Source organism: Gilliamella sp. wkB171 (assembly GCF_001693755.1).
In the GTDB taxonomy this organism is placed as follows: Bacteria; Pseudomonadota; Gammaproteobacteria; order Enterobacterales; family Orbaceae; genus Gilliamella; species Gilliamella apicola_F.
Window position 1 is genome coordinate 63,432 of sequence record NZ_LYST01000044.1, and the last position, 24,908, is coordinate 88,339.

Consider the following 24,908-nt stretch of genomic DNA (forward strand, 5'->3'; position numbering starts at 1 on the left):
TATAGTTTTAAAAAAAGAAAATAATTTAAAAAAATTGAAAATATAAAGATAAACTTTGAAAATTACCATAATAAAAATTATTGCGATAACCTATTACTGCAATAACCAATTTTTTTCACCACATGGATTGATAATGTTAAACTTATCAGTTATAAATTGCACAGCTTTGGTTGCTAATAGCCAGAATATTTAAATAATAAGGATAGTAATATGAAAACTAAACATGCTCGTTTATTAATACTTGGTTCTGGCCCTGCTGGTTACACGGCAGCAGTTTATGCTGCAAGAGCAAATTTATCACCAGTATTGATTACTGGTACACAAGAAGGTGGACAGCTGACAACCACTACCGAAATTGAAAATTGGCCAGCTGGGGCACCCGAACTTACCGGCCCTGAATTAATGGTCAAAATGAAAGAACATGCTGAAAGATTTAATACAGAAATTATTATCGACCAAATCGATCGTGTTGATTTTAGTAAAAAACCTTACAAACTTTACGGTAGTGAAACTGAATATAGCTGTGATGCATTAATTATTGCTACCGGAGCATCAGCACAATACTTAGGATTACCATCAGAACAAGCTTTCAAAAGTAAAGGCGTTTCGGCTTGTGCCACTTGTGATGGATTTTTCTATCGAAATCAAAAAGTTGCAGTCGTAGGGGGTGGTAACACTGCTGTAGAAGAAACGCTTTATCTTGCCAATATTGCTAGTGAAGTACACTTAATTCACCGACGAGATAGTTTTCGAGCAGAAAAAATATTGATGGATCGTTTAAATGAAAAAGTAAAAGAAGGTAAAGTAATATTGCATACTCATCAAGTCGTGGATGAAATACTGGGTGACAATATGGGGGTAACAGGTGTTAGGATGCGTAGCACACAAGATAGCAATCTCACCGAGCAACTTTCTGTGATGGGTGTATTTATCGCTATTGGTCACAAACCCAATACCGCAATATTCGAAGGACAGCTTGAACTAAATGGTGGTTATGTCAAAGTACAATCAGGCACTCAAGGTAATGCCACTCAAACGAGTGTTGAAGGTATTTTTGCCGCAGGTGATGTGATGGATCATGTCTATCGACAAGCGATTACTTCAGCGGGAACAGGTTGTATGGCTGCGTTAGATGCCGAGCATTATTTGGATAATTTAAAATAAAAATAAAATTTCATGTCTTTAGATAAACAACGTCAAACCTATCTACTTGGCTGGTTAAAACAGCACGCAAAACTTCATAAAGCTGATTTGCGTGCTTCACTATTAACTGGCCTTTTACTCACTATTTTGATCATTGTTCAAGCAGCACTATTGGCTAGTATTTTGCAAAAATTAATTATTGAACAACTTAATTTAAATAGAGTATTACCCTATTTTTTAGCGCTCGCAATGACCTTTCTAGCGCGTGCTGCATTAATTTATTTTCGTGAAAAAATTAACTTTTCATTGGCTAAAAAAATTCGCAAACACATTCGACACCAGCTTATCAATCAACTTGAATTACTAGGCCCGGCTTATTTAAATCAAAGCACTACAGGTGCTTGGAGCACCTTACTCATTGAACAAGTTGACAAGCTGCACGATTTTTTTGCTCGTTATTTGCCGCAAATGCGCCTAGCGAGTATGGTGCCTATATTAATTTTCTTTGCTATTTTACCGTTTAACTGGGCTGCGGCTGGTATATTACTATGTACAGCCCCACTTATTCCTATCTTCATGATTTTAGTTGGCATGGGGGCTGCCGATATTAATCGTCGCCATTTCAAAGCACTGGCTTACCTTAGTGGGCATTTTTTAGATCGCCTAAAAGGACTAGCAACGATTCGGTTATTTAATCAAGGTGATAAACAAGCCAAACAAATAACCCAAGCATCTGAAGATTTTCGCATCAAAACCATGCAAGTCTTAAAAGTAGCATTTTTATCATCTGCGGTATTAGAGTTTTTCACTTCAATATCAATTGCAATTGTTGCAGTTTATTTTGGTTTTTCTTATTTAGGTGAATTTAATTTTGGTTCATACAATAGCACAGTAACGTTATTTGCCGGCTTTTTTGCACTTATTTTAGCACCTGAATATTTTCAACCATTACGCGATCTTGGCACGTATTATCACGCCAAAGCAGAAGCGATTGCAGCGGCCGATAATATCGAAACATTTTTGAGCCAACAGCAACCAAAACAAGCAAGTCATAACTTACAAACCAATATTGAATTTAAGCAAACATTACAGACGATTAAAGCAACTAATTTAATCGTCATGTCTAGCGAAGGCATGCCTATTGTAGGGCCTTTAACTTTCACGCTAAAGGCACCGTTCAATCTAGCTTTGATAGGCACCAGTGGTGAAGGCAAAACGTCATTAATGAATGTATTATTGGGCTTTTTACCCTACCAAGGATCGCTAACCATTAATGATATTGAATTTAGCCAAATAGAGATTAAAACATGGCAACAACAAATTAGTTGGATTGGTCAAAATCCTTACTTAATTAATGGCACTGTCCGCGAAAACATTTTACTGGGTAAACAAAATGCATCAGAACAAGAACTCGAAGCCGTTATAAAAAAAGCGCAATTAGTCGATGTTATAGCCAAATTGCCATCTGGTATAGATACACAAGTGGGGGAAGATGCAGTTAGACTGTCAGTTGGACAAGCCCAACGTATAGCATTAGCTAGAGCAATGTTAAAACCGTGTCAATTATTGATTCTTGACGAACCCACAGCTAGCTTAGATAAGCAAACGGTACAGCAAATTGATCAACAAAATATTGCGATCAACACGATTACCATTACTCACCAAAATGAAGATATGCAACAATATAATCAAATATGGCAATTGTCACAGGGAAAACTACACAGTATTAACAGCAAGGAGCATGCATGTTAGCTATTTTACGCCCCTATATTGCACTGTATAAACACTATTTTTGGCAAATTATATTGGGATTATCACTATCTATACTGACGTTATTTGCCAGTGTTTTTTTATTATCTTTATCCGGTTGGTTTTTAGCTTCAACAGCGGTAGTTGGTGTTGCAGGATTATATACATTTAATTATATGTTACCGGCGGCAGGTGTGCGCGCGGCAGCAATTACACGAACAGCTTCACGCTATATGCAACGATTAGTTGATCATAATACGACCTTTAAAATTTTAGCGTATTTAAGAACGTTGGCTTTTAAAAAAATATTGCCGCTAAGCGCTCATCAATTAGCACATTATCAAAAAGCTGACTTACTTAATCGTTTTATTGTTGATATTGATGCATTAGATCATCTTTATTTAAAATTATTTTCACCAATTGTAACGGCATTAGTCATGATTGTGCTGCTATTTATTGGATTAAGTACCATTAATCTACCCATTGCATTAATCATTTGTATTATACTTACGGTAACCTTACTTGCTGTGCCCATTATTTTTTATTATGCCGGTAAACAGTTGGGTGAACAGCTAGCTCAGCAACAAAGTGAGTATCGAGCGCTGTTAATCAATTATTTACAAGGGCAAGCTGAGCTCACTTTATTTAACGCACAGTGCCGTTACCGAGTTAAACTAGATGAACTTGAATCTAACTGGCTTTACAATCAACAACGCCAATCAACCTTAGTGGCATTATCAACCGCTCTGGTTATACTGATTTCAGGCTTTTTAACATTACTGGTGCTTTGGCTTATAACCCAATATACCTTATCACCACTTGTTGCATTATTTGTATTTGTTTGCCTTGCCAGTAACGAAATTTTAATGCCAATTCCTGCGGCATTTATCTTTTTAGGTCAAGTCATTGCCTCGGCTAAACGTACAACAAATATTTTCAACCAAACACCCGATATACAGTTTGTTGAACATGGCAAGACAATTGATTTAAATTCAGCAAAATTACAATTTGATCACATTAATTTTTGTTATCCAAATCAACCTTTTGCGATATTAACCAATTTTTCATTAACGGTTGAAGCTGGTGCACATATAGCATTAGTGGGTAAAACCGGTTGCGGCAAATCAACATTACTAAGTTTAGTCACGCGTAGCTGGCAACCCAATTCTGGTACTATTTTTATTAATAACACACCTATCGAACAACTCGATGAGCCAACTTTGCGCAAAGTTATTGCCGTTGTACCACAAATTATCACTATTTTTAGTGATAGCCTTCGTCAAAATCTACTTATTGGTAATAACCAAGCATCAGATAAGCAATTAATAGAGGTATTACATCAAGTCGAATTGGACAAACTACTTGCAACCGAACAAGGATTAGATTTACCACTTGGACAAGGTGGAAGAACGTTATCAGGAGGCGAAATTCGACGAATAGGTATAGCAAGAGCTTTACTCCATAACTCGCCTTTGATCTTGATGGATGAACCAACTGAAAGCCTTGATCAACAAACTGAACAGCAGATAATTCAATTAATTAAACAGACATGTGCTGGAAAAACGTTACTTATGGTTACTCATCGTTTAACCAATAATCCGTTATTTGATCACGTTATTACACTTTAAGTTATAGTTATAGTTACATTTCCCTACTCCCCAATGATCACAACATTTATTGGGGATAGCTAGTGATTTTTAAGTCAGTAAACGGCTAGATTAATTTTGCTACCAAAAGTTCGGGATATTATCACCACCATTCTATTTAAAAAATATGCTATACTGACGCTTTATATTTAACAGTAGAGAGATTATTTTGCAACAATCGTTACAAGATTTTATTATTGATAAAATTGATGATCTAAAAGGCAAAGACATTGTTACCCTAGATGTGCGCGGCAAATCAAGTATTACAGATTATATGATTATCTGTACTGGTACGTCTAATCGTCACGTTGCCTCAATAGCTGGACATTTACTCGATGAAGCAAAAAAACAAGGATATTTGGTCTTAGGAAGTGAAGGTCAAAATGATGCAGATTGGGTAGTGGTTGATATGGATTCAGTTATCGTACATATTATGCAGGAACAAAGCCGACAACTATACGAACTGGAAAAACTGTGGAGTTAATCTAGTGAAGATTCAACTTATTGCTGTTGGCAACAAAATGCCTAATTGGGTTACAACAGCTTTTGATGATTATTGTTCTCGCTTTCCTAAAGATATGCCTCTAGAACTAATTGAAATTCCTGCCGGTAAGCGCACCAAAAATGCGGATATTGTCCGCATTTTAGATAAAGAGGGTGAAATGATGTTAAATGCTTGCGGTAAAGGTAATCGCATTGTCACACTCGATATTCCTGGCAAAGCGTATACAACACACAATTTAGCTCAACAATTAGAGCGCTGGAAAACCGATGGTCGCGATGTGAGCTTACTTATAGGTGGTCCTGAAGGTCTTTCTCCTGCATGTAAAATTGCAGCTGAACAGAGTTGGTCACTTTCTCCACTTACTTTGCCCCATCCACTGGTACGGGTAATTGTTGCCGAAAGTTTATATCGCGCTTGGAGCTTGACCACCAATCATCCTTATCATCGTGAATAATTGTCATTAGGAAAATAAAATGAGTGAAATTATTTTAGATTTGCAAATCGCGAGTGAAGAAACAGAAAACCTACCGAGCGAAACACAAATCATGCAGTGGTTAGAAGTGATTTTACCACAATTTATGGATCAAGCAGAAATTACCATCCGCATTGTTGACCAAGCAGAAAGTCAACAGCTAAACAATACTTATCGCCATAAAGATAAACCGACTAATGTATTATCTTTTCCATTTGAATCACCGATTGAAATTGATGTGCCACTATTAGGCGATTTAATCATATGTAAGCAGGTGGTAGAAGCTGAAGCGCAAGAGCAACATAAATCACTAACTTCACACTGGGCACATATGATTGTTCATGGTTGCTTACACCTATTAGGTTATGATCATATCCTTGACGAAGAAGCCGAAGAAATGGAAAATATTGAAATAGACATTATGCGACAATTAGGCTTTGATAATCCTTATCAACCAATTGACTAATGTAAGCATTTAGTTAATATAACTATCTACCACAACCAATTAATTAATAAATCAAAACAAAGGAAGAGAGCAAATGAGTGATGATAATCACCGGAGAACCAAAAAAGGGTTTACACTATGGTTAAGTCAGTTATTTAATTCAGAACCAAAGGATAAAGAAGAACTGATCGAAGTTATCCGCGAAGCAGAAGAAAACGAACTCATCGATCCTGACACGCTTGATATGATTGAAGGTGTGATGGATATTGCAGATCAACGCGTTCGCGACATTATGATTCCCCGCTCTCAAATTATCACAATCAAAGACAATTACACGCTTGATCAATGCTTAGATATTATTTCTGAACATGGACACTCTCGTTATCCTGTGATTAGTGAAGATAGAGATCACATTGAAGGTGTGCTACTTGCCAAAGATTTACTGATTTTTATTCGCCAAGGTGTTGCTGATTTTGATTTAAAAAAAATCTTACGACCAACAGTGATTGTGCCCGAAAGTAAACGTGTTGACCATATGTTAAAAGAGTTTCGTATGCAGCGTTACCATATGGCAATGGCCATTGATGAATTTGGTGGTATATCAGGACTAGTCACTATCGAAGATATTTTAGAGTTGATTGTTGGTGATATCGAAGATGAATACGATGAAGTCGAAGATCGTAATATTCGTCGTTTATCTCAATCCGTTTACACCGTACGGGCGCTTACACCTGTTGAAGACTTCAATGAAATTTTTGCAACTTCATTTAGTGATGATGAAATGGATACCATTGGTGGACTGGTTATGCAACATTTTGGGCGTTTGCCGTTACGCGGTGAAAGTATCTTGATTGATGGCTATCAATTTAAAGTAACGATAGTCGATCGCCGGCGTATCATTCAATTACATGTAACAATCCCTGAAGGTGCAACTATACCTAATTTAGAGCTACCAGAAAATGCTTAAACACCTTTTCCTAAGTTTAATTTTGGGGGGCATAGCTGTTTTTAGTTATGCGCCTTTTCATATTTGGCCGTTAGCTTTTATCTCATTTATTGGTCTATTATGGTTGATTGCTAATAAATCCAAGAAACAGGCCCTATTGATAGGATTAACTTGGGGAATAGGTTATTTTGTTGGTGGCGTGCATTGGATTTATATCAGTATCAAACAATATGGTGAATTACCCACCGCAATGGCTATTGTCATATTGGGACTATTAATTGCCTATTTATCGCTTTATCCAATGCTCTTTGCACTGTTATTAAGAACGCTGGATCGCTATGCTCCTCCCTTTTCTTTTAAACAACTTGTTATTACTGCACCTGTAATTTGGCAATTTAGCGAATTTTTACGTGGCTATATTTTAACTGGATTTGCTTGGCTAGAGCTTGGATATAGCCAACTAGATAGCCCTTTGCGCGCATATTTTCCTATTATTGGTATAGAAGGGGTTAACTTAGTTACTAGTATTATCTGTGGATTAATACTTTATATTTTACATCAATTGCGTTCCAAGGTTTATAAAAAGCACGTGCTTGGTGCGATAATTGCACTAATAGCGATCTTTATTGCACCAATTTCATTCAAAGATATTGATTGGACAACCGTAGATCAGCAACGTACAGCCAACTTTTCGTTAATCCAAGGCAATATTCCACAATCATTACGTTGGAATAGTGAACAATTGGAAAGCACATTAAAAACTTACTATCAACTCACACAACAATCTTTAGGCAAAGATAAAATCATTATCTGGTCAGAAGCGAGCATTACTGACTTCGAGATAAATCAACAACCGTTTTTATATTATTTAGATAACGAAGCGAGAGCTAAAGGTTCCGAAATAGCGGTGGGTATTATTGATTACCGTTTAAAAAACGCTGAAGGTCAAACTAACGGTGATATTTACAATACGCTCTTAGTATTAGGAGGTAAAGAAGCTTATCAGTATCCTACAATCAATCGTTATCAAAAACATCATTTAGTCCCTTTTGGCGAATTTATTCCGTTAGAATCTGTACTTGAACCAATTGCAGCGTTGCTAGATATTCCTATGTCATCAATGAAACAAGGAGATAAAAAGCAACCCCAATTAACAATGCAAGGATTTAAATTTACAACGGCAATCTGTTACGAAGTGATTTTATCTAATTACATCTGGCATAACTTTCAACCTGATACTGACTTTTTACTGACTGTTTCAAATGATGCTTGGTTTGGTGACAGTATTGGACCAAAACAACATCTGCAAATGGCACAAGCAAGAGCATTAGAGTTTGGCAGACCCTTAATTCGTAGTACCAATAATGGCATAACTGCAATTATTGACAAAAAAGGGTATATTATTCAACAAATACCTGCATTTACTGAAGGTGTGTTAAATGCAACACTATCCCCAACCACTGGTTTAACCCCTTATGCAAGATGGGGAAATTTTCCTTATTATGTTCTTATCCTATTCATGTGTATTATCACTTTTATAAAAAAACGTTCATAATTTAAGATACTGGCATAATTATTGCTTAAATTAAATTGAGTTCCAAATAAAACCTGAGGCTTCATTAATTGCTAAAAATGCAAAATATCAATTAATGTATCTAGCTCCAATAATCTATAAATAAACAGTAAAAAGTACTTTTATGCTAAAAAATAAGTTATAATATACGCCCTTTGTAAAAATATTAAATAAATTTAATATGATACAAAATAAACAGTAGGAGATGACTATGAACAAAAAAACAAAATTAACCAAATTAGTTTTATCATTTGCAATGTTAGGTCTAATGGCTGGAACTGCAGTTGCAGAAGAACTCAGTGGCACATTAGCTAAAATCAAAGAAAGTGGTGTGATTGTTGTTGGTCATCGCGAATCGTCAATTCCGTTTTCCTACTACGGTGATAATCAAGAAGTTATTGGTTATTCGCAAGATTATTCTAATTTAATTGTCGATGCAGTTAAAAAAGAACTTAATTTACCAAATCTTAAAGTAAAATATTTACCAATTACGTCTAAAACACGTATTCAACTACTCAATAACTATACTTATGATTTTGAATGCGGTTCAACCACGAATAATCTTGAACGTCAAAAAACTGTCGATTTTTCAGATAGTATTTTTATTGTTGGTACGCGCTTTTTAGTAAAAGCTGACAGTAATATTAAAAGTATTGAAGATCTTAAAGGCAAAAATGTGGTTACCACTGCCGGCACAACTTCTGAAATTCGTTTAAACCAAATCAATGCTAAAGAAAACCTAGGCATTCGTATTATTACCCCTAAAGATCATGGTGATGCATTTAATGCGCTTGAAACAGGTCGTGCCGAAGCATTTTTAATGGATGACGCGTTACTTGCTGGGGAACGTTCGCGTGCAATAAAACCAAATGATTGGAAAATTGTTGGCGAACCATTATCTTATGAATCTTATGGCTGTATGTTAAGAAAAGGTGATGTTCAATTTAAACAATTAATGGACAAAACTATTTCTGACGCACAAAAATCAGGAAAAGCACTTGAATCTTACAACAAATGGTTCACTCAACCTGTTCCACCTAAAGGCGCCAACATGGCACTTGAAATTTCACCAAAAATGGTTGAGCTGTTTGCAAATCCTAATGATAAAGCATTAGATTAATACTATTCTTATCTTTCTAATCCATGTACTAAATGTATTAGCATTTAGTACATAACCTAAATTAGTGAATTAAATATATTATGAGTTTTAATTGGACACTATTTTTTGAACCCACCCCATATGGTGATGGGATTTACTTAAACTGGCTATTAGATGGCATCTTTGTTACTGTGTCGTTAGCTGTGACCGCTTGGATCATTGCCTTTGTGTTAGGATCTTTGGTCGGGATATGCCGAACACTTGACAATAAGTTTCTTAATAACTTTGCCGCGAGTTATATCCAGCTGTTTCGTAATATTCCATTACTCGTACAAATGTTTTTATGGTATATGTTATTTCCAGAAATTTTAACAGGTAGCTTAAAAACATGGTTTATATCTGGCTTATCGCCAAATGTCAGCTCTTTTATCACAGCAGCAATTGCTTTAGGATTATTTACTTCAGCACGTATCGCAGAACAAGTCAGAACAGGTATTCAAACTTTACCTAAAGGTCAACGTTATGCGGCTATCGCACTTGGATTAACTAATCGTCAAGCTTACATATACATTCTATTACCTAATGCTTATAGACGTATAATTCCACCATTAACCTCAGAAATGACGAATATAATTAAAAATTCATCTGTGGCGTCAACTATTGGGCTAATCGATCTAATTGGTCAAATTGATCGCATTAATGAATCGACTAATAGTATTGTGGAAATACTTTGTGGTGTCACTATTGCATTTATGTTAATCAATTATGCCGTACTGACTATTATGCGAATTGTTGAAAAACACACTCGCTTACCTAACATGAATCATGGAGGATAAAATGCAGTTATTTGATTGGATTGCTAATATACCTTCATTAGTATCAGACAACTATCATCTTTTATTAAGTGGTTTATGGTTGACCACAAGAATTACGCTCAATGCGGTCGTTTTTGGCATTGTTTGGGGAACAGTGCTTGCATTAATGCGTTTATCAAATAACAAAATACTTAATATATTTGCTAAATGCTATGTGAATTTATTTCGTTCCATTCCACTACTTTTAGTGCTGTTATGGTTCTATTTAGCGCTTCCGCAAGTTATTAAATATGTATTTAATTTACCACCTTATGCCGATGTTCGCGTTGTATCAGCAATGATTGCCTTTGCTTTATTTGAAGCAGCTTACTATTCTGAAATTATTCGCGCAGGTATTAACGCAGTAGCTAAAGGCCAATATCACGCTGCTTATGCACTTGGTATGACTAAAGCGCAAGCAATGCGCTTAATCATTTTACCGCAAGCATTTAGATCAATGGTACCGCTATTACTTACTCAAGGTATTATCTTATTCCAAGATACCTCTTTAGTTTATGTCATGAGCTTGATTGATTTATTTGGCGCAAGTGTGACACAAATCGGCAACGTTCAAGGTGGCACGGTTAAATATTCTATGATTATTTTTGCAGCAGCAAGTTATTTTATAATTTGTTTTACTGCTTCACGTTTAGTTAATTATTTCAAAAAAGGGATAAATCGATGATCTCCTTAGAAAATGTATCAAAATGGTATGGACAATTTCAAGTATTAAAGAACTGCTCAACAAAAGTAGGAAAAGGCGAAGTAGTGGTTGTTTGTGGCCCATCTGGCTCAGGAAAGTCCACACTAATCAAAACTGTAAATGGTTTAGAGCCAGTACAAAAGGGCAAAATTATTATTGATGGCACAGAAATTACTGATAAATCGACCAATCTGGCTAAACTTCGATCTAAAGTAGGCATGGTGTTTCAGCATTTTGAATTATTTCCGCATTTAACAATATTAAAAAACTTAACGCTTGCTCAAATCAAAGTATTAGGAAGAGCGGATGAAGAGGCACGTGAAAAAGCTTTAAATCTATTAGAACGTGTAGGTTTACTGGCGCATGCAGATAAATACCCTGCTCAGCTTTCTGGTGGACAACAGCAACGAGTAGCAATTGCCCGTGCACTTTGTATGGATCCTATTGTTATGTTATTTGATGAACCAACATCTGCACTCGATCCTGAGATGGTTAATGAAGTGTTAGACGTTATGGTCGAGTTAGCTTATGAAGGTATGACTATGATGGTAGTGACACATGAAATGGGCTTTGCTCGTAAAGTTGCACATCGTGTTATCTTTATGGATGCCGGTGAGATCATTGAAGACACTTCAAAAGAGCAATTCTTCACTAATCCACAATCAGATCGTGCTAAAGACTTTTTAGCGAAGATCATTCATTAATTATCATCATAAAATAAACAGCACTTGGTTAATCTAGCAAGTGCTGTTTGCCTACATTACTGCTTATCATCTACATAAAAAAAGATTATGTAGATAAATCATTCCTCATGATGCATTAACAACGTTTATTTTTATCTAGTTAGTTTGAAAATCTTTTACCAAAATTGATGAGTTATATTTGCAAATCAAATGTTGCCGGTAATGAGCTATATCTAAATAGCTCAACAATAAATAAGGATTGATTTAAGGAAATAATGAACTACCAGCCACTAAATCGGTTTTTAAAAAAGCATAACAGATTATTATCTTAAAAATCTTTATAGTCTGCTTAAATTATCACGTCAGCTAATTATATTTTTAACTTGAAAGCCTTTAACCACATTATCTACTACAAAAATTAACAAACTTTTTAGACTAAAAACGTTACCATCACTATGTTATGAGCTAGTGTTTTCTATTTGTTGAGCTAACCCGCTTTCACGATGTATTTGACTTTTAACGGAAAGCGCTAAAATCTGAGTATCGGCATAAATCGATACTGTTTTTTTAGCTCGCGTAATTGCAGTATAAAGTAAAGAGCGATTGAGTAATGGTGAATAATCAGTTGGCAATATAATATTTACATCATCAAATTCAGAACCCTGTGATTTATGAATAGTCATTGCATAAGCCGTTTCATGCTCAGGTAACCTGAAGGGTGAAAACCCTTTGATAGAACCATCAGCAAAAGGAAAATAAACACGTAATTTACTACTATCATGCTCAGCAGGTAGGGCTATGCCAATATCACCATTATATAATCCTAATGCGGCACTATTACGTAAAATCATAATAGGGCGGCCGATATACCATGCCTCTTTATTCTTTATCTGAATTAACTTATGTTTAGCTAATAGAGATTCAATTTGTAAGTTTAAACCGCTAACACCGAACATTCCTGATCGCAAAGCACAAAGCAAGCGATAGTTGGCAAACTTAGCTAAAATGGACATAATATCATTATCACCACTAGACTTTATTGCCTTTAAATAATCTGAATAATGTTCAACACTCTCATTTAAAATGGACTGATAGGTCTCTTTTGATGCTAAATTATAGAAATGAATGTCATTAAATTCAGCATTCATGAGCAGTGCTTTTACCTTGCTCACACTGCCCTCTTTTACCGCATTAGCCAATACACCAATACCTGAGGTTTGATCAAATCGGTAACTTTTTTGTAATAAGCATATACTATCGGTAATCGTTGCAACTTTCTGCGCACTCGGCACAACATAACCGGTTAATTGCGTTAATTCTTGGGCGCGTGCTGGGCTATAGCCTTTACCAATAAAAGCACAAAGATCACCAAATACTGCACCAGCCTCAACCGATGAAAGTTGGTCTTTGTCTCCTAATAGAATTAAACGTGCCGTAACAGGTAATGCATCAATCACTCTTGACATCATATTAAGATCAACCATTGATGCTTCATCAATCACTAATACATCAACATGAAGAGGATTTTGTTTATTGTAATGAAATGAACGATTATCTGTTTTAGCACCCAATAAACGATGTAAAGTAATGGCTTCTGCTTTAATATTAATTTTTTGATTAACAGGCAATTGTGCTATGGCTTGGCTAAGTGATTCTGTTAACCTTGATGCAGCTTTACCCGTTGGAGCTGTTGCAATAATGCGAGAATTAGGATTGGTTAACAAAATGCCAGCTAATATTTTAGCCACTGTTGTGGTTTTACCGGTACCTGGTCCACCCGAAATAATAGCAACTTTACGCGTTAACGCCACTGCCACAGCGATTTTTTGCCAATCAATGGTTGCCGATCGTTGAGTAAATAATTGATCTAAAATCGTAATTAAATCAGCCTGTGATGCTAATTGTTGTTCAAATAGGGATTGATTAAAATAAGATGCAACTTGCTTTTCATCTAGGTACATACGTTGAAAATAGAGTCTATTATCAATAAATACAAGCGGTGAAAGCAACGTGCCATCGCTGATTATCTGATTATTTTGTGCTTGCAAAATAGTGGTTAACCAATCTTGCACAGTGGGAGACGCTAAATCATGCCAAAGCTTTGGATCATAGTTTTGCTCGTCTATCTGGGAAATATCCAAACAAACATGCCCCGCTCTGACCTCAAAACTGAGTAATAAAATTAAAAAAGCCAAACGTTTAATGACAATATCATCAGTTAGCTGTGCTTTTTTTGATAAAAACAGCGCTAAATGAATATCAAGTAAATTAATTTGACTATTTTGCTTAAATTGTTCTAACCACGTTGTTAACATACTTTATACTTTGTTTTATAGGGGTTATAAACCATATATATCATTTTCTTTATCATTCGGATAAGTAATTTTGAAACTCATATTCAGGTCTTTACTTTCACTTGGGTTTAAAGTGAACTGCCACGTTAATAATCCGGTTTGTTTATCATATTTTGCACCATCATATTTGGCATCATCAAGTATTACCGCTTTATTTAAAATAACTGGTAATTGATCGTTTACGACAATATTTATTGGCAACGTTTTGGTATTTTTGACATCAATAGTATATGCATACTTTTGTGAAACATCATTACCAAATAGTGATGGCGTCGAGGTTTCTTTAATATTACGATTTCTGGTAATTAAGATACTTTTATCGCGCCCTAATGACAAATCTAATGTCCCTTTGGTATTTTCAGTGGAGATAATTGTTTCACCCATAAAATCACCATTGAAGAAGATATTGGCTTTTCCTGATAATAAATTCAACTTATCCCAATCATTTATTTGTGCGAGTAAGTATACGCTACTATCTACTTTAGGCATTGAGATGTATTGGTAATTTGCATTAACTTCTTTTGTTTGTAAAGTGAGTATATTATTTTTACTATCGTTTTTGATGGTATAAGGTAATGTGATATCAAAACGGGTATTGATACCTAATGTGTTAACATTACCAAATTGACCAGAGTTAGCCAATTTCGATTTAGATTCGCGTTCATAATGTTCTTCTTTTTCTGATTTAGAAAAAAATAAACCACTTTTTTCACTATAAACGTCAATATACCATGGATTAAAATTTGGCGGAGTAATATTTTTGCTTGGATTGGATGTTGATAAACTAAAATCCACATCTTGCCAATCTAAACCGGTGTTTTGGTGAATTTCTGCTTTATATGTTAATTGCAGAGGTGAGTTGATATCCGCTACTCGCACATCATAAGCAGGTTCCCAACCTGCTTTGGTTGTTATATATGAAAGCGTGATAGGTAATGTTATATCTTTTTTAGAAGCAACTTTGACTATAACGGCATTGTGTAGCTTTCCATTGTTTGTTTGCTTTTCTTCTAGCTGTTTTTGGTATTGGCTTATCTGTTCGTCTAACTGATCGACCTCTTTTTGTAATCGATTCTGTTCATTTAACGTCGTAGTTAAATTGGTTTTCACAAAATCTAATACATTTTTCATGGCTGTTAAGTCTTCAGATCCATTTCTTGTTAAACTACCTAAACGGTTACCTTGTAAAAGTAATATTTGCTCATTGACAGCTTTGAGCTGGATTTCGACCGTATCTCGCTTTTCTTGTAACTGTTTTTGTTTTTCGAAAATCGACAGAATATTTTCATCGTTACTAATGTCACCCAAATAGCTTTCATTTAATGATGTAGATAATACTTGAACATCACTATTACTACCAAAACCAACATTGATTGAATTTGGCTTAATATCATTCGCAATACCTGTTAATACTATTTCACTTTCACCTTTAGTTAATGAAACAGTTGACTGACCTTGTAATTCTGCGCCCTGAATAAATAGTGTCACTTTATTTAACTTAACGTCATTATTTGCTAAAGCATTTCCTGAAATTAATGCAATTGCTAATGCAATTTTTTTCATTTAATCATTTCCTTATATCATGATGATTTTATTTATTAATTAATTTTGTGTTACTTAAAAAGGATATTGCCCGTTTTTTAACGGTAAATAAATATTCTCTATTTTATATTTAATTACTATTAGATTTAACTTAATTAGGCAAAATTATTTTAATTGTTTAATATATTGAACAATTATTAAAAATATTGTACATTTTGTTACAGATAAAAAACAAAAGGTAAGGAGGCGATATGAATGGTTTTAGTTATTTGAAAACAGCCATAAAACGCAAAAATTTATCGTTACAAACAGTTGCTGATGCCTGCCAAATGACCAAAGGTTATTTGAGCCAACTAATTAATGATAAAATCAAAAATCCTAGTGCTCAAAAGTTACAATCACTCCATCACTATTTGCAAATTGATCCCAATTGTAAACATAAAAAAGTAGGGGTTATTTTTGGAAAGTTTTATCCACTACATACTGGCCATATTTATCTTATTCAACGAGCTATTAGCCAAGTTGACGAACTTTATGTGATTCTTTGTTCCGATACGATGCGAGATATGGCGCTATTTAAACAAAGCGCAATGTCACGCCAACCAACAATTAACGATCGGATTCGTTGGTTATTACAAACGTTTAAATATCAAAAAAATATCCATATTGAGCTTTTAGAAGAAGATGGTATTCCTTCATATCCAAATGGTTGGAATGAATGGAGTGATCGCGTTAAAAAGTTATTTAAGGAAAAAGGCATTAATCCTAGTTGTGTCTATTCCAGTGAACCACAAGATGTAGCGATGTATAAAGATTTATTCGATTTAGATACAGTGCTTATTGATCCTACACGCCGATTTATGCAAGTAAGTGGAACACAAATTCGTCAAGCGCCTTTAAAAAATTGGCAATATATTCCAACTGAAGTTAGACCGTTTTTTGTACGAACTGTCGCTATTCTTGGTGGTGAATCAAGCGGTAAATCGACATTAGTCAATAAGTTAGCCAATATGTTTAATACCACTAGTGCTTGGGAATATGGTCGTGATTATGTATTTTCTCAACTTGGTGGTGATGAACGAGCATTACAATATGCTGATTACGATAAAATTGCTTTAGGACATGCACAATATATCGATTTTGCAATCAAACATGCCAATAAAGTATCGTTTATTGATACTGATTTTATTACTACGCAAGCATTTTGCAAAAAATATGAAGGTAAAGAGCATCCATTTTTACAGGCCATGATCAATAACTATCGATTTGATCTGGTTATTTTATTGGGTAATAACACGCCTTGGGTTGCTGATGGATTACGTAGTTTAGGTAGCCCAAAACAGCGAAAGGACTTCCAGCAACTACTTATCTCATTATTAGAAAAAAACCATATTAGTTATGTTCAAATCGATTCACCTGACTATGATGAACGATATTTACGCTGTATTGAACTAGTCAATCAACTTATTAACGATGAAGAGTCTTAATCATGAATAAATTAACCAATTTTATTATCACTATAGGACGTAATCGATTTTATCCTTACTTCTGTGTACTTTGTGTCACCTTAGCTTTTTTATATACAGATCCATTTAATAACTTCAATTTACGTTATGCCGTATCGTATGCTGGTGCATTTTGTGGATTGTTATGTGTAATCTTATTAGCTAAACGCAAAAACTTAGGGAATGTGCTAGGAATGCTAGCCGTAGTCGCTGAGTGTTGTGCTAACTTTCTTGGTGGCAATATTGGTGCAGGCTTGCCTACTTTTTACTATTTTGGTTCACATGTTTATGGGCTAATCACTTGGCAAAAAAACCTGGATAGTCATCAACATGTCAAAGTTCGTTCACTTAGTGAGCAAGCTTTTTTATATACCCTCATTTTTCTGATTATAGCTGTTTTTTTTAATGTCTATTTAACTAATGCTATTGGCGTAGATAATACTATATATCAACTTATCACAAACTGTTTTATTTTTGGATTAGGTGTGGTCGCTCAACTTTTACTAATGATGAGATATTCATTCAATTGGTATTTGTGGGTGATTTTAAATGTCTTGGTTATTGGTTTAAATATTTATACCAATAATATTATCATTGCAACTCAATATCTGATTTATTTGTTCAATGCTATTTATGGAATTTGTGAATGGAAAAATTCTGAACAAAAACAGTAAATTGTTGCGTTAGAGTCAGGTATAGAAGTTCAATTGTGCGTTTTAGAATAAAAGGATACTAAAAAAAGTAAAACGCCCAAATAAGAATCTATAAAATATAGATTATATAGTTAGTATAAAACGTAATACGTAACAATTACCAAACTAACTTAAGATCGCCACAAATAAGAAAGGCCTAGAATAAAATCTAAATGCATTAAAATAAAAGCCATCAATCAATTTGATGGCTTTTATTATTCAATATCACCTTTTACTAACGGAACAAACTTAACATCACCAACAGTATTGACAATAAAATTATCACCGTCTCGTTCAATAACCTGCAAAATTTGTTTATGTTCATTACCTACCGGTATAACCAATCGACCTTTATCGGCTAATTGTTCGAGTAATTTACTAGGCACCTCAGATGCAGCAGCCGTAACAATAATACCATCAAAAGGCCCTCGTTCAGGCCAACCTAACCAACCATTTCCATGACGAGTTGAAATATTGTGAAGATCTAACTGTTTTAAACGCCGTTTAGTATTCCATTGTAAACTTTTAATCCTTTCTACAGAACAAACATGATCAACTAACTTAGCTAATATCGCCGTTTGATAACCCGAACCTGTTCCAATTTCAAGTACTCTTGAATGGGGTTCTAGTTTCAATAATTCTGTCATTTTGGCAACAATGTAAGGTTGTGAAATAGTTTGCCCACTACCAATAGGTAAAGACCGATTATCATAAGCCTGATGAGAAAGCGCCTCATCAACAAAATGCTCCCTAGGAATAGCAGCAAACGCTGTTAAGACACGCTCATCTTTGATTCCTTGCTGACGCAACAATTTAATTAAAGATTGCATTTTTAAACTTTGCATGTATTTACTCACTTCCTATTATCAATTCACGTATCACGCTTGTTGCATAACAACCTGATGGTAAATAGAATTTCAAATTAACATTATTATCATCTAACCATTGCCAACTCAATTGTGATGGATAAACGACTATCGAACGTCTTGCTGTTTCAACACGCTCTTTGGCAAATAATGAGTTAAAATTAGACCAACTTTGTAAACAAGATTGCTCAAATTCAAAAGCGACAGATGTTGTCCCTAATGGCGAATCACCAACCATAGGTGCTGTTATATTGATTTCACCTTGATGTACACGTTGTTGTAAAGAGGGTAACTCTTCAGCTTGGGCAACAAACCAACTGCCACGACCAGCAAGCTGTAATATATCACCATCAAGCACTGTTTGATGCAAATTCTGTGCAATTCGTTGGCTGACAATATTATTAAAAATTGCACTTCGAGCAGCGGAAAGATAGAAGCTACGCTTTTTACGATCAGTAACAGATATTTCACCATTAGCCCATTTTATTGCTTGAATAACATTATTTTGCTCACGACCAAAACGTTGTTCACCAAAATAATTTGGTACACCAAATTGTTTAATCAAAGCTAATTTTGATTCAATTTCGGATTTATCGCTTAATGATGTTAGGTTGATATTAAAATAGTTGCCTTTTAATGCGCCTATTTTTAATTTCTTATTATGGCGAGTTACTTTTAGTATTTTACATCCATCTAAATTAAAATTCGAAAAATCAGGCGTAGCTTGACCAGGCATATGTAAACTAAACCACTGTTGAGTGACAGCTTGACGATCTTTTAACCCTGCATAACTCACAAATTTAGCCGAAATACCGACATATTTTGCCAACTGCTCGGCAACAAAAATTGTATTGCAATCGCATTTTTCCAAAAAAACAAAAACATGTTCACCATCGTTGGTCAACTCAAAACCAAGATCTTCTGTAACAACAAAATCTTCAAATTTTTGTTTATACTGGCCGATTGTGGTGGGTTTTCCATAAAAATAATTTAGTTCAGCTAACACAGATACTACCTATTTTTTTAATTTAATTGTCTTTAACTATTTTAGTTAATAACACTACTGCTTCACAAGCAATACCTTCTTTACGTCCAGTAAAACCCAATTGTTCAGTGGTTGTTGCTTTGACACTAATTTGATCAAAATGAACATTCAGATCCTCGGCGATATTAATCCGCATTTGATCAATATGGGGGCGCATTTTTGGTTCCTGTGCAATTATTGTGGTATCTAAATTAACCAGTTGATACCCCTTAGCTTGTATTGTGCTATAAACTTTTTTTAATAATATACGACTATCTATACCTAAGTATTGCGGATCGTTATCAGGAAAAAACTTGCCAATATCACCTAATGCTAATGCGCCGATTAAAGCATCAGTAATAGCATGTAATACAACATCGCCATCGGAATGAGCTATCAGACCATATTGATAAGGAATTTTCACGCCGGCAAGAGTAATTGGCCCTTCACCACCAAATCTATGAACATCAAATCCATGCCCTATTCTCATACTAGTACCTACTTTGAAATTGAATGAGTTAAATAAAAAGTGGCTAATGCTAAATCCTCAGGTTGAGTAATTTTTATATTGTCTCGGCGACACTCAACTAATAAAGGATGCCCTCCACAATACTCAATAGCAGAAGCTTCATCGGTGATAGTTACATGATTATTCAACGCATTGAGTAAACATGATTTGAGTACTTTAGCTGTAAATAATTGAGGGGTTGCAGCTGCCCATAAATGTGTTCTATCTTCTGAACGTTCAATCATTTTATCATTGTCTTGATAGGCACGCTTTATCGTATCACTGACGCGAGTGGCTAAAATGCCACCTTGCTTTGAATCTAACACAATATTAATTAAATGCGTAATATCGTCATGATGAACGCAAGGCCTAGCTGCATCATGCACTAAAGCCCAATCATCATCTTGCAACAAATGTAAACCAGCTAACACAGACTCGGCTCGAGTTTTACCGCCTATCGTGATTTTTATTTTATCATGCGCAGCAATAGCAAGTGTGTTAAATATCACATCTTCTGGGCTAATAACAACGATAATTTGTGCTATTTTTGGATGTGATAATAACTTATTTAAGGTGTGCTCGATAACCGTCATGGAGCCAATTTTTAAATATTGTTTTGGTAATTGGCTACGCATTCGACAACCTATCCCTGCTGCTGGAACAATGGCCGTAATATTACAATTCCTATTCACTGCATTATGCCTTAACGATGTTGTGTTTTTGAATCAACAATAATTCGATAAAAATATTCATTGGGCTTGACCATACCTAAATGGCTACGTGCTCGCTCTTCTATCGCTTCCGAACCACGCTGCAAATCATTAATTTCAGCAAACATCTGTTCATTACGGTCTTTCAATTGCGCATTTTGTTCATGAAGATCTGCCAATATTTGAACATTATCTTGATAATCATAAACATTATTTTTGCCATACCACAGTGAGTATTGCAAATAGCTAAGTACAGCTAATAAAATTAATGGGACTTTCCATCTAATCATGAGTTTTATCTAACCACTAAATTTAGATACATTTAACTGGTTTCGGTAAACCAGCAAGTTTAGTTGCCTGTTTTGCCGGACCATCAGGAAATAACTTATACAAATAGCGACTATTGCCTTTTTCAGTGCCAAATTTTTTTTCCATAGCTTTGACTAATGCTCGAATAGCTGGCGAAGTTTTATATTCTAAATAAAAATCACGAACAAATAAAATCACTTCCCAATGCGCATCAGTTAATTCAATGGACTCTTTAGCTGCTAAGAGTGGAACTAAATCAACAGTCCAATCCTGCCAATTTTTTAGATAACCTTTATCATCGGTTGGTATTTGACTTAACATTTTTATAAACACGCTGTTTTATTTGAATCATATTATACTCATTTAAAGAAATGATGGCACTATTTTGATGGTAAAAGCATCATAACACGAATATTCACCCTAAATTTGATGAAATTTAAAGCAAACGATGAAAAAATTGAAAATAGCTATTTACAAATTCATAAGTCTCCTTTAATATTCACAGCCATTGCGGAAGTGTGGCTGAGCGGTTGAAAGCACCGGTCTTGAAAACCGGCGAGGGGCGACCCTCCCAGAGTTCGAATCTCTGCGCTTCCGCCATCTTTCCTAAAGATTGTTCAATTAGTCGCAATTCAAGTTTTAATAAACAGCTTTCCTTCAAAAATATCTCTTAGAACATACTGTAACCCTTAAATTTATTACTCCTCCAAAATATTAGATTATTATAAATAAAAACGAATATAGGTCTTAGTCCAGCTAAATAGAAATTAACCACATTTCACTGTTTTTGAGCATAAACCAATAGACAATAGACGATACAGAAAATATTTATTCAGTTTTACATCTGTCTTCAGATAAAAAGTAAATAAAGTAACAGTAAAGATTTTATTTTATCCAGCAACTACTATACAATCTGCCATCAAATAAGGTGATTATCTAGAGTCGCAATAGGAAATGATCACTTAAACCAAAAATGGATGCTTGCTTTTACGCAATACCGATTATTTGATTTATTAAAAGGAGATTAAGCTTGAAAATATACACAGCACCTGGAGCACGATCTTTGGCTGTTATCTGGGCTTTGGAAGAAATAGGTCTTCCTTATGAAGCAATCCGGGTTGAAATACACACAGATAATGCGGTCGTCAAATCACCTCATCCTTTTGGTAAAGTACCATTTTTAACGGAAGGGAGTTTTTCATTAAGTGAAACGTTGGCCATATGCCTTTATATTTGTGAAAAGAAACAAAATACGTTATACCCTGCGAATTTACAAGAAAAAGCTATTATCAATTCTTTAATCAGTTTTTCGATTACTGACTTAGAAACGCCACTTTCTTGCCTTGCTAAACAGATACTGTTTACTCCTAAAGATAAGCAATGGCCAGAATTTATCGATTACTTTAAAAAACAAACCATTGATGTTTTGTCTAGGATAGAACTAAAAGAAACAAATGCATGGCTCATTGGTGATACCTTTACGTTAGCAGATATCTTTTTATCTCATCGATTAATGTTTGCAAAAGCATTTGGCATTACGTTGGACAAAAAACTTGAAAACTATCTTCAAAAAGCGACGAGTAGACCGGCATTTTTGAAAGCTCATAAAATAAATGATAATTAATTCTCATTTATTTTACGTTTTTGATTAACCGCTTCATGGCGGTTTTTTTGACAGTACTCTCTTTACTGAATTGGATTTGTTAAGCCATGAGCAAGTGAGTTGTGAACTACTACTTTATCGTTACCAATTGACTGATTTGGGACAAATTTATCAATACGTTATTAAGCAGTACTGTAAAGTTAACTCATTCTTAATATAATTATACAAATGAAGACAAGTAAATTTTATCAACAACATCATTATTAATAAACTTAGTAAGTATTTCACCAAAAAACTTAGCTTTAGCTTTAGCTTTAACTTTGACTGTACATCATATTATTTTAGTCCATACTAGTTTAAAACAATCCAGTTTTTTAGAAGTAGCTCCAAAGGTAGAACAGAGATTTACGCAAAAGATGAAGCATGATTAATTTACATAAAATCGATTAGTTAAATTAGAATTCTTTTTTTCTGCGCTTCCGCTATCTTTGCTAAAGATTGATCAATTAGTCGCAATTCAAGTTTTAATAAACAGCTTTCTTTCAAAAATATCCCTTAGAACATACTGTAACCCTTAAATTTATTACTCCTCCAAAATATCAGATTTTTATAAATAAAAAACGAATAACCTTAAAATGATTCAATTAAACTTTACCAACACAATATTCGTATACTTAATTCTTATTCAACAGCGCTGACACTAAATTAATGGCGTCTTGTTCAATCTGATCACGAAGATTCTTATCATTTTTATACTCTACACCAATATTAATAAGACCTTCAAGAATCACCACCAGTTTATTTGTCAAAGACTCTTTATCGGAATAGTCTTGAAGTTTTGAATAAATTAGGCTTCTAACAAATTCTTTATGCTCCATAAGTATATCGGATACGCAAGGCAAGGTTTCACGCATTTCCTCAACTGCTCGCATGAATAAACAGCCATTATAATCCACTTCGGAAAACCATTTTTTATGCCATTTGAATATTCCTAAAATCGCATTTTTACCATTAAGTCCTTTAATAGAATCCTCAAGTTTTAAACGAAATATTGAGTCTCTATGTTTCAATACTTCCATTATAAGTTTATCTTTGCTTCCAAAGTGATTGTATAAAGTAGTCTTTGAGCATCCTGATATATCCCTAATATCATCTACCCCTACACTTGAAAAACCAGTCCGATAAAACAGTTTTTCAGCAGTCTTAATAATTAATTCATCTGTTTTTTTCAAAATAAATCACCCAAATAAATTGCAGAATGAACAGATCTGTACTATTATCAATTTGGTGTACAGATCTGTTCATATTATCTATTCATACATTATAACTTATAAGGAAAACTATTAATGAAATTCTTTTTTTGGGGTAGTGAAAAACTACCTAATAGACCTAAATTACTTGATTTATTTCAAGGACTGTTAGGCGGAACTTTGGCAATTTTAACTCTGGAATATCTGACTATCTATTCTGGTAGCTATTTTATTATGGCCCCGTTTGGCGCTTCATGTGTCATTTTATTTGCTGTTTCTCAGTCTCCTCTTGCACAACCAAGGAATGTAATTTTTGGGCATCTTATATCAGCATTTATTGGTCTAGTATTTTTAAAATTATTTGGTGATTCAATTTTTATTACTGCTTTAGCGGTGGGTTGTGCTATTGCAGCAATGCAATTTTTAAGATGTGTACATCCACCAGCAGGCGCGAATCCATTGGTTATACTGTTAACAGCAAGTCAGGTTAATTACGATTTCAGCTTTTTATTGTTTCCCGTGCTCTCGGGCTCTATTTCCCTAGTAATCATAGCCTATGTTATTAACAATCTACTATCTAAAAACCAGTGGCCAATTTATTGGTTAGCATTTTTTAATAATAAAAAGGAGAAGTAATTAAAATACCTTTAAATGTACTAAGGAATTAACCTATCGATATGCAATATATATTATGGATCTTGTATCGATAAAGGACACCTAGAAAAGA

General features: G+C 34.5%; 25 protein-coding genes and 1 tRNA gene. 17 read left to right on the forward strand and 9 right to left on the reverse strand.

Going from position 1 to position 24,908, the window contains the following annotated elements:
- The first annotated feature begins 210 nt into the window (after positions 1-210).
- The 12 genes from trxB (at position 211) to A9G03_RS09405 (ending at position 11,839) form a co-directional block, all read left to right on the forward strand.
- Positions 211-1,164: a thioredoxin-disulfide reductase gene (gene trxB, locus A9G03_RS09350; protein WP_065634192.1), complete on the forward strand. Its 954-nt coding sequence runs from the start codon at positions 211-213 to the stop codon at positions 1,162-1,164.
- Positions 1,165-1,176: 12 nt separating this feature from the next.
- The gene (gene cydD / locus A9G03_RS09355) at positions 1,177-2,895 is read left to right on the forward strand and encodes a heme ABC transporter permease/ATP-binding protein CydD (RefSeq protein ID WP_065799035.1); all 1,719 of its coding nucleotides are present in this window, start codon (positions 1,177-1,179) and stop codon (positions 2,893-2,895) included.
- On the forward strand, positions 2,889-4,520 hold the full coding sequence (gene cydC, locus A9G03_RS09360; protein WP_065799036.1) for a heme ABC transporter ATP-binding protein/permease CydC: 1,632 nt from the start codon (positions 2,889-2,891) through the stop codon (positions 4,518-4,520). Before cydD ends, cydC begins: the two co-directional genes overlap by 7 nt.
- 184 nt (positions 4,521-4,704) lie before the next feature.
- The gene (rsfS, locus tag A9G03_RS09365; protein ID WP_065634195.1) at positions 4,705-5,022 is read left to right on the forward strand and encodes a ribosome silencing factor; all 318 of its coding nucleotides are present in this window, start codon (positions 4,705-4,707) and stop codon (positions 5,020-5,022) included.
- 4 nt (positions 5,023-5,026) lie between these two features.
- A complete protein-coding gene (gene rlmH, locus A9G03_RS09370; RefSeq protein WP_065799037.1) occupies positions 5,027-5,497 on the forward strand; it encodes a 23S rRNA (pseudouridine(1915)-N(3))-methyltransferase RlmH in 471 nt (156 codons plus the stop codon).
- Positions 5,498-5,516: 19 nt separating this feature from the next.
- The gene (ybeY, locus tag A9G03_RS09375; RefSeq protein ID WP_065634197.1) at positions 5,517-5,981 is read left to right on the forward strand and encodes an rRNA maturation RNase YbeY; all 465 of its coding nucleotides are present in this window, start codon (positions 5,517-5,519) and stop codon (positions 5,979-5,981) included.
- A 73-nt stretch (positions 5,982-6,054) separates the two neighbouring features.
- The gene (gene corC / locus A9G03_RS09380; RefSeq protein WP_065799038.1) at positions 6,055-6,927 is read left to right on the forward strand and encodes a CNNM family magnesium/cobalt transport protein CorC; all 873 of its coding nucleotides are present in this window, start codon (positions 6,055-6,057) and stop codon (positions 6,925-6,927) included.
- Positions 6,920-8,461 carry an apolipoprotein N-acyltransferase gene (lnt, locus tag A9G03_RS09385; RefSeq protein ID WP_065799039.1) on the forward strand — a complete coding sequence of 514 codons (1,542 nt, stop codon included), beginning with the start codon at positions 6,920-6,922 and terminating at the stop codon, positions 8,459-8,461. Before corC ends, lnt begins: the two co-directional genes overlap by 8 nt.
- Positions 8,462-8,690: 229 nt before the next feature.
- Positions 8,691-9,599 carry a glutamate/aspartate ABC transporter substrate-binding protein gene (locus A9G03_RS09390; protein WP_065634200.1) on the forward strand — a complete coding sequence of 303 codons (909 nt, stop codon included), beginning with the start codon at positions 8,691-8,693 and terminating at the stop codon, positions 9,597-9,599.
- Between the two features lie 80 nt (positions 9,600-9,679).
- Complete coding sequence (locus A9G03_RS09395) at positions 9,680-10,414, forward strand: amino acid ABC transporter permease (protein ID WP_065799040.1); 735 nt, start codon at positions 9,680-9,682, stop codon at positions 10,412-10,414.
- Between the two features lies 1 nt (position 10,415).
- The gene (locus tag A9G03_RS09400) at positions 10,416-11,117 is read left to right on the forward strand and encodes an ABC transporter permease subunit (RefSeq protein ID WP_065634202.1); all 702 of its coding nucleotides are present in this window, start codon (positions 10,416-10,418) and stop codon (positions 11,115-11,117) included.
- On the forward strand, positions 11,114-11,839 hold the full coding sequence (locus A9G03_RS09405; protein WP_065634203.1) for an amino acid ABC transporter ATP-binding protein: 726 nt from the start codon (positions 11,114-11,116) through the stop codon (positions 11,837-11,839). Before A9G03_RS09400 ends, A9G03_RS09405 begins: the two co-directional genes overlap by 4 nt.
- A gap of 437 nt (positions 11,840-12,276) precedes the next feature.
- On the opposite strand, the gene recD is transcribed toward A9G03_RS09405, so the two are convergent.
- Both recD and A9G03_RS09415 read right to left on the reverse strand, forming a co-directional pair.
- Positions 12,277-14,133: an exodeoxyribonuclease V subunit alpha gene (recD, locus tag A9G03_RS09410; protein WP_065799041.1), complete on the reverse strand. Its 1,857-nt coding sequence runs from the start codon at positions 14,131-14,133 to the stop codon at positions 12,277-12,279.
- A 24-nt stretch (positions 14,134-14,157) separates the two neighbouring features.
- Positions 14,158-15,735: a DUF4139 domain-containing protein gene (locus A9G03_RS09415; RefSeq protein ID WP_065799042.1), complete on the reverse strand. Its 1,578-nt coding sequence runs from the start codon at positions 15,733-15,735 to the stop codon at positions 14,158-14,160.
- Between the two features lie 230 nt (positions 15,736-15,965).
- Between A9G03_RS09415 and nadR the strand changes: the two genes are divergently transcribed.
- Both nadR and pnuC read left to right on the forward strand, forming a co-directional pair.
- On the forward strand, positions 15,966-17,201 hold the full coding sequence (gene nadR, locus A9G03_RS09420; RefSeq protein ID WP_065633000.1) for a multifunctional transcriptional regulator/nicotinamide-nucleotide adenylyltransferase/ribosylnicotinamide kinase NadR: 1,236 nt from the start codon (positions 15,966-15,968) through the stop codon (positions 17,199-17,201).
- A gap of 2 nt (positions 17,202-17,203) precedes the next feature.
- Entirely contained in the window at positions 17,204-17,893 is a 690-nt protein-coding gene (gene pnuC, locus A9G03_RS09425; protein ID WP_065799043.1) for a nicotinamide riboside transporter PnuC, read from the forward strand.
- Positions 17,894-18,126: 233 nt separating this feature from the next.
- Here pnuC and A9G03_RS09430 read toward each other — a convergent pair whose 3' ends face one another.
- The 6 genes from A9G03_RS09430 to A9G03_RS09455 are packed head-to-tail and all read right to left on the reverse strand — an operon-like array spanning position 18,127 to position 21,649.
- On the reverse strand, positions 18,127-18,756 hold the full coding sequence (locus tag A9G03_RS09430) for a protein-L-isoaspartate(D-aspartate) O-methyltransferase (RefSeq protein WP_065799044.1): 630 nt from the start codon (positions 18,754-18,756) through the stop codon (positions 18,127-18,129).
- 4 nt (positions 18,757-18,760) lie between these two features.
- The gene (truD, locus tag A9G03_RS09435; RefSeq protein ID WP_065799045.1) at positions 18,761-19,783 is read right to left on the reverse strand and encodes a tRNA pseudouridine(13) synthase TruD; all 1,023 of its coding nucleotides are present in this window, start codon (positions 19,781-19,783) and stop codon (positions 18,761-18,763) included.
- Positions 19,784-19,805: 22 nt separating this feature from the next.
- Positions 19,806-20,291 (reverse strand): 2-C-methyl-D-erythritol 2,4-cyclodiphosphate synthase, encoded by a 486-nt coding sequence (gene ispF, locus A9G03_RS09440; protein WP_065799046.1) that lies wholly within the window; start codon positions 20,289-20,291, stop codon positions 19,806-19,808.
- A gap of 8 nt (positions 20,292-20,299) precedes the next feature.
- The gene (gene ispD, locus A9G03_RS09445) at positions 20,300-21,001 is read right to left on the reverse strand and encodes a 2-C-methyl-D-erythritol 4-phosphate cytidylyltransferase (RefSeq protein WP_082209437.1); all 702 of its coding nucleotides are present in this window, start codon (positions 20,999-21,001) and stop codon (positions 20,300-20,302) included.
- A gap of 11 nt (positions 21,002-21,012) precedes the next feature.
- Positions 21,013-21,309, reverse strand: coding sequence for a cell division protein FtsB (gene ftsB, locus A9G03_RS09450; RefSeq protein WP_065632994.1), 297 nt, complete (start codon positions 21,307-21,309; stop codon positions 21,013-21,015).
- 22 nt (positions 21,310-21,331) lie between these two features.
- Positions 21,332-21,649 (reverse strand): TusE/DsrC/DsvC family sulfur relay protein, encoded by a 318-nt coding sequence (locus tag A9G03_RS09455; protein WP_065632993.1) that lies wholly within the window; start codon positions 21,647-21,649, stop codon positions 21,332-21,334.
- A gap of 191 nt (positions 21,650-21,840) precedes the next feature.
- Between A9G03_RS09455 and A9G03_RS09460 the strand changes: the two genes are divergently transcribed.
- Both A9G03_RS09460 and A9G03_RS09465 read left to right on the forward strand, forming a co-directional pair.
- Positions 21,841-21,928: transfer RNA gene (locus tag A9G03_RS09460), tRNA-Ser, on the forward strand.
- Between the two features lie 430 nt (positions 21,929-22,358).
- Positions 22,359-22,952, forward strand: a complete 594-nt coding sequence (locus A9G03_RS09465; protein WP_065799048.1) for a glutathione S-transferase family protein — start codon at positions 22,359-22,361, stop codon at positions 22,950-22,952.
- 653 nt (positions 22,953-23,605) lie between these two features.
- Here A9G03_RS09465 and A9G03_RS09470 read toward each other — a convergent pair.
- On the reverse strand, positions 23,606-24,163 hold the full coding sequence (locus tag A9G03_RS09470) for a TetR/AcrR family transcriptional regulator (protein ID WP_065799049.1): 558 nt from the start codon (positions 24,161-24,163) through the stop codon (positions 23,606-23,608).
- A gap of 114 nt (positions 24,164-24,277) precedes the next feature.
- On the opposite strand from A9G03_RS09470, the gene A9G03_RS09475 reads away from it, so the two are divergent.
- Positions 24,278-24,817, forward strand: a complete 540-nt coding sequence (locus tag A9G03_RS09475) for an HPP family protein (protein WP_065632990.1) — start codon at positions 24,278-24,280, stop codon at positions 24,815-24,817.
- Positions 24,818-24,908: the final 91 nt, after the last annotated feature.

What these genes read in the sequence shown, in the direction of transcription:
- corC (WP_065799038.1), top strand. Translation starts at nt 6,055, where the DNA reads ATGAGTGATGATAATCACCGGAGAACCAAAAAAGGGTTTACACTATGG.
- pnuC (WP_065799043.1), top strand. Translation starts at nt 17,204, where the DNA reads ATGAATAAATTAACCAATTTTATTATCACTATAGGACGTAATCGATTT.
- A9G03_RS09400 (WP_065634202.1), top strand. Translation starts at nt 10,416, where the DNA reads ATGCAGTTATTTGATTGGATTGCTAATATACCTTCATTAGTATCAGAC.
- ispF (WP_065799046.1), bottom strand. Translation starts at nt 20,291, where the DNA reads ATGAGAATAGGGCATGGATTTGATGTTCATAGATTTGGTGGTGAAGGG.
- A9G03_RS09475 (WP_065632990.1), top strand. Translation starts at nt 24,278, where the DNA reads ATGAAATTCTTTTTTTGGGGTAGTGAAAAACTACCTAATAGACCTAAA.
- A9G03_RS09390 (WP_065634200.1), top strand. Translation starts at nt 8,691, where the DNA reads ATGAACAAAAAAACAAAATTAACCAAATTAGTTTTATCATTTGCAATG.
- A9G03_RS09395 (WP_065799040.1), top strand. Translation starts at nt 9,680, where the DNA reads ATGAGTTTTAATTGGACACTATTTTTTGAACCCACCCCATATGGTGAT.
- A9G03_RS09430 (WP_065799044.1), bottom strand. Translation starts at nt 18,756, where the DNA reads ATGCAAAGTTTAAAAATGCAATCTTTAATTAAATTGTTGCGTCAGCAA.
- A9G03_RS09415 (WP_065799042.1), bottom strand. Translation starts at nt 15,735, where the DNA reads ATGAAAAAAATTGCATTAGCAATTGCATTAATTTCAGGAAATGCTTTA.
- cydC (WP_065799036.1), top strand. Translation starts at nt 2,889, where the DNA reads ATGTTAGCTATTTTACGCCCCTATATTGCACTGTATAAACACTATTTT.
- lnt (WP_065799039.1), top strand. Translation starts at nt 6,920, where the DNA reads ATGCTTAAACACCTTTTCCTAAGTTTAATTTTGGGGGGCATAGCTGTT.
- cydD (WP_065799035.1), top strand. Translation starts at nt 1,177, where the DNA reads ATGTCTTTAGATAAACAACGTCAAACCTATCTACTTGGCTGGTTAAAA.
- nadR (WP_065633000.1), top strand. Translation starts at nt 15,966, where the DNA reads ATGAATGGTTTTAGTTATTTGAAAACAGCCATAAAACGCAAAAATTTA.
- ybeY (WP_065634197.1), top strand. Translation starts at nt 5,517, where the DNA reads ATGAGTGAAATTATTTTAGATTTGCAAATCGCGAGTGAAGAAACAGAA.
- A9G03_RS09405 (WP_065634203.1), top strand. Translation starts at nt 11,114, where the DNA reads ATGATCTCCTTAGAAAATGTATCAAAATGGTATGGACAATTTCAAGTA.
- trxB (WP_065634192.1), top strand. Translation starts at nt 211, where the DNA reads ATGAAAACTAAACATGCTCGTTTATTAATACTTGGTTCTGGCCCTGCT.
- ftsB (WP_065632994.1), bottom strand. Translation starts at nt 21,309, where the DNA reads ATGATTAGATGGAAAGTCCCATTAATTTTATTAGCTGTACTTAGCTAT.
- recD (WP_065799041.1), bottom strand. Translation starts at nt 14,133, where the DNA reads ATGTTAACAACGTGGTTAGAACAATTTAAGCAAAATAGTCAAATTAAT.
- A9G03_RS09455 (WP_065632993.1), bottom strand. Translation starts at nt 21,649, where the DNA reads ATGTTAAGTCAAATACCAACCGATGATAAAGGTTATCTAAAAAATTGG.